This window comes from Mycobacterium sp. DBP42, from assembly GCF_005924235.1.
Taxonomy (GTDB): Bacteria; Actinomycetota; Actinomycetes; order Mycobacteriales; family Mycobacteriaceae; genus Mycobacterium; species Mycobacterium syngnathidarum.
The window spans coordinates 1-1,682 of sequence record NZ_VCMY01000093.1 but is presented as its reverse complement, the minus strand read 5'-3'; the positions used below and the strand labels follow the sequence as shown (position 1 = coordinate 1,682).

General features: G+C 63.7%; 1 protein-coding gene. It reads right to left on the bottom strand.

Features of this window, described 5'->3' with window-relative positions; genetic code table 11:
• The coding region (locus E0T84_RS31495; RefSeq protein WP_138746418.1) for an amino acid adenylation domain-containing protein at window positions 1–1,682 on the bottom strand (1,682 nt) is incomplete at both ends.

Genomic DNA, 1,682 nt, shown 5'->3' with positions numbered 1-1,682 from the left:
GTCGCCGCCGAGGTCGAAGAAGGAGTCGTCGATGCCGACCCGTTCCAGGCCGAGGACCTGGGCGTAGATGCCGGCCAGGATCTCCTCGGTCGCGGTGCCCGGCGCCCGATAATGATCGGTGCCGGTGTATTCCGGAGCCGGCAGAGCCCGTTTATCGAGCTTGCCGTTGACCGTCAACGGCAACGCATCAAGAGCCACCACCGCGGCGGGCACCATATAAGCCGGCAACCGCTGCGCCAGGGCCGCACGAGCTTCGGCCGGGTCGGCCGAGCCGGTGATGTAGCCGACCAGCCGCTTATCCCCAGGCTGATCCTCACGGACAATCACCACCGCCTGCGCCACACCATCCAAATCAGCCAGCGCCGTTTGAATTTCACCCAACTCGATGCGATAGCCGCGGATCTTGACCTGCTCATCGGCACGCCCGGCATACCGCAACTGCCCATCCGGACCCCACGAGACCAGGTCCCCGGTCCGATACATCCGTGACCCAGGCTCCCCAAACGGGCAAGGCACAAACCGCGAGGCCGTCAAACCAGCCCGGCCCAGATAACCGACGCTCACACCACGGCCGGCCACATACAACTCACCCACCACACCCGGGGCAACCGGCCGCAACCACCGATCCAAAACAAACAACGCCGCACCAGGGACCGGCAGACCAATCGGCACCACACCCGAACCGGGCTGCAACGGGGCACTGATCGTGGCATACACCGTCGTCTCGGTCGGACCGTAACCGTTGATCATCACCCGACCCGGCGCCCACCGATCCACCACATCGGCCGGACATGCCTCAGCAGCCACCATCAACGCCGACACCGACGCCAACTTCTCCGGTGAGAGCATTCCGACCGCAGAAGGGGTCTGGCTCAACACCGTCACACCCTCAGCAACAACCAACGCCTCCAAATCCCGCGGCGAACGCGTGGTCTGCTCAGGCACCACCACCAGGCGCCCACCATGCAGCAGAGCCCCCCAGATCTCCCACACCGAATAATCAAAAGCCAACGACGAACACGCAGCCCACACCTGCTGCGGCCCCAACTCCACACCCACATCCATACCGTCGAACAACCGCGTCACGTTCTGATGCGTAACCGCAACACCCTTCGGCGTCCCCGTCGTCCCCGACGTATAAATAATGTGCGCCACATCATCAGCAGCCGTACCCGGCAACGCGCCTGAGGACTGCGCATCGATACGCCGATCGTCGACGTCGACCACCGGCACACCGGATCCGTGCAACCGCTCGCCAAGACCAGCGCTGCTGATAACCGCCACCGGCCCCGCATCAGCCAGCATGAACTCAACCCGAGCATCCGGATGCGCCGGATCAATCGGCAAATACGCCGCACCCGACTTCAACACACCCAAAATCGCCACCACAGCCTGCGCCGAACGCTCCAGCATCAAGCCAACACACTCACCCGGCCCCGCACCCCGAGCAACCAAATAGCGCGCCAACCGATTCGACGCCTCATCCAACTCCCGATACGACAACGAGACACCCTCGAAACACACCGCCACCGCATCCGCAGCACGCTGCACCTGAGCCCCGAACAACACCGGAATCGAAGACTCCACCACCGGCCGCATCAACACCGCCCGATGACCAACCTCATCCAACCGAGCACAATCAGCCGCATCCAACACATCTACAGCCGACAACCGCTGAGCAG